This window comes from Shinella sp., from assembly GCF_052438155.1.
GTDB lineage: Bacteria > Pseudomonadota > Alphaproteobacteria > Rhizobiales > Rhizobiaceae > Shinella.
In genome coordinates this window covers 1-2624 of the sequence record NZ_JBQVPI010000095.1, presented here as the reverse complement: position 1 = coordinate 2624, position 2624 = coordinate 1, and the positions used below count along the sequence as shown (strand labels likewise).

Sequence of the window (2624 nt, the reverse complement as noted above, 5' to 3'; positions counted from 1 at the left end):
GCTCACGCATATCGTCCTGGGTGGCAAGGAAAGCACCCTTGCCGACCTTGTTTCGCAGTTCATCCCCCAGGCGTTTTTCCGCCTCCTTTGGATGGCAGACACTTATTCTGTCCGCACAGGATTTCTGGTGGAGGCTAGCGACCGGTTTCTGGATGCAGCCAAGACAGGCGACATTGCGGGCGTTCGCGCAGCTAGCCGGATCTTCTTCGATGGCATCGCCCCTTCGCTTCAGACGCTCATCGAAAAGATGGGCGAGGGCATCTATCCGGTCAACGACCGCCAGGATGGGTTTCAGACGATCGAGGACAACATAGCCGGGTATCCAACCTATGCGGGCAGCTCCCGCACTTTCTCGCCGATCATCGAGCCTCTTGCGGAGGTCGATCAGGCAGCCTTGCCGCTTTGCTGAGAGGGATGTCCTACGCGTTCACGGGCTCCCTCGGGTGGAGCCGCATGGCGACAGCTTCGGCTGCGCAGTCGCGCGGTTCGGTCGTCCCGATGAGGTCTACAATCACATTGGCTGAACGTTTCATGCCCTCGAGGTCGGCAGCCTCAAGTCGAGCCGCAACTGCATAGGCGACCGCCACACTGGCGTGTTTGACGTAATCTTCCATGAGGCGAAGCTCGCCGGTGGCGCTGACGATCGCCAGCATCATCCTGTTATGAGCAAGGCTCGCCGCAATCGTGTCCCCGCCATCCGCTTCTTCGAGGAAGTTCTCAGCCAAGGCGCGGATAGCAGGTAGTGCCGGCGCGCAGTCCATGGACGACAGCCTGATGATTGCCGCGGCTTCGATTGCCGCTAGCTCGGCTATCTTATCTTCGAGTTCCTTGCCGCTTGGCTGGTACCATTTGAAACGGGACCAGTCCGTATTGATGAAACCGGTGCTCCGCAGTTCCGCAAATGCGGCGGCACCCCAGTCTGCGTCCATTCCCACGATCGCGGCAAGCGAGGCTGGGTCAGTGGCCTCATATCCGAACTTGGAACTGATGCTGCACCGCCGAATTTGCTCCATGCAAGCGTCAGGGCTGATCGCCATACGCTTGGACGCTTCCTGATAGAGATCGATCCGCTTCGCCATGCGGTAATAGTAGCACGACGACACTTCCCATCAATCGGCCTTTGGCCATTCGGCTCCGTGTACCTCACGCTCGTATTTCGAAATACGCTTCCATGCGATGGCAACTTCGTCAAACCCATCGTCCGAGAACAACTGCTTGCAGAGGCGGTCGATTTCGTGCGGGTCGTCGGGCAAACTCTCGTCCTCACGGTACTTTGCGACCGCGTCCATTACTTTCAGGGCGTCGTCGTAGTTTGCCATTTGGTTCTCGTTTCGACCGCTTGTTCGGTCGCATTGCTACAGGCCCAGTGTCAAGACCGTATCAATGGGCACCAAGCGTCTTTGAGCCTTTGAATTCAAGCGATTTTGCCACATCGGCTGATCGCCCGCTGGCGCGTAGAGGGAGGGTTTTGAGACGTGAGACGGGCTGTCCGGTTGTTCCGTCTGACGTGCCGTAATCCTTTCCTAATGCTGGAGAATTGCGCGCGTCTGTCTATCCAACGGCGGGCGCTTGCCCGCGCTTGAGAGAGATATTACGAATTTTTAGCGGCTCCGAGGCGTTTGCGAGCCTTGGTCGCCAGAACGCTGAAGCTCGGCAGCGCCGTTATGGCATCGACATACTCGGGATCGTGCACGTATTGCGCTGGCATGGCCGCGAAGCGCTCACGCTCGGCGGCGTAGGCGCGGTGGAGCCAGAGATATTTCTCGATCACACGAACGTCTTCATGGTTGAGACCTGTCTCGATGAGCGTGGCGAGCTTCGCGAGATATTCGGGATAGGCATCGCTATCCAATCCCGCGACTTCTACAACACTCTTCCAAGTGACAAAATCCAGATAGAGCTGCCCGTCGAGATCCGTCTTGACGAAGTGCCGTACATAGGATTCTTCCTCGTCCGGTGTGTGGCCGGGCTGAGGATGGCGCCGCGCGGCCTTAATGATTTTTGGGTCGAAAATGACGCGCGGGACGCACGCGACCTTCGACTCCATCTCGTAGGCGGTGAGCATAGCGGGGCCGACCAGATGACGCTGGGTGTGATAGAGCTTCCCAATCGTCACCGCGCCGCGCAGCAGATAGCCTTGTCCAACGAGCTGGATCAGTGTCAACACGATCGCATTTACCATCCAGAATACGCCCGAGGTTTCGCTAACCTTATAGGAAATCACCAAGGAATCGGAAAACTGCGTTACTTGCTGGCTCGCATTGGTCGTAAGCTCTCCGGCAACACCTATCGATTCCAGCGCATCAATAAGCCTTGAGAATTCATCGACATCCGTTTTTGTGCGTTCGACTACTTCCTTGAACCCAAGGAAATCGATGAAGAGGATTATGCGCTTATCATATCTTGGGGCGCTAGGTTTCTTGAGCTTCGGCATGTCGGCGACGCATATTGAAGTGAGATGCGTCATGCTACTGCTAAAGGCAGCTAACGGGAAACGGTCGGTACGCTCCGCACGGCGACTTTTGAGGCGTCTTCCTGCCAATCCGCTTCTGAACGCCTCTTCGACACTTTCCGTTAGAAGCAGATGTTCGCAGTGGTTGATCTAACGACTGGTCTTGGGTCGG

General features: G+C 56.9%; 4 protein-coding genes. 1 reads left to right on the top strand and 3 read right to left on the bottom strand.

Translation table 11 applies throughout. The annotated features are described in order from the left end of the window. Window positions 1-409: hypothetical protein (locus ACT6VE_RS34715; protein WP_444802643.1), on the top strand; the 409-nt coding region annotated here is incomplete at its 5' end. A 10-nt stretch (window positions 410-419) separates the two neighbouring features. Here the strand turns inward: ACT6VE_RS34715 and ACT6VE_RS34710 are convergent. The 3 genes from ACT6VE_RS34710 to ACT6VE_RS34700 form a co-directional block, all read right to left on the bottom strand. Next, window positions 420-1079, bottom strand: coding sequence for a hypothetical protein (locus tag ACT6VE_RS34710; protein WP_287891635.1), 660 nt, complete (start codon window positions 1077-1079; stop codon window positions 420-422). A gap of 30 nt (window positions 1080-1109) precedes the next feature. Beyond that, on the bottom strand, window positions 1110-1319 hold the full coding sequence (locus ACT6VE_RS34705) for a hypothetical protein (RefSeq protein ID WP_287891636.1): 210 nt from the start codon (window positions 1317-1319) through the stop codon (window positions 1110-1112). A gap of 272 nt (window positions 1320-1591) precedes the next feature. After that, window positions 1592-2434, bottom strand: coding sequence for a hypothetical protein (locus ACT6VE_RS34700; RefSeq protein WP_444802642.1), 843 nt, complete (start codon window positions 2432-2434; stop codon window positions 1592-1594). Window positions 2435-2624 lie beyond the last annotated feature (190 nt).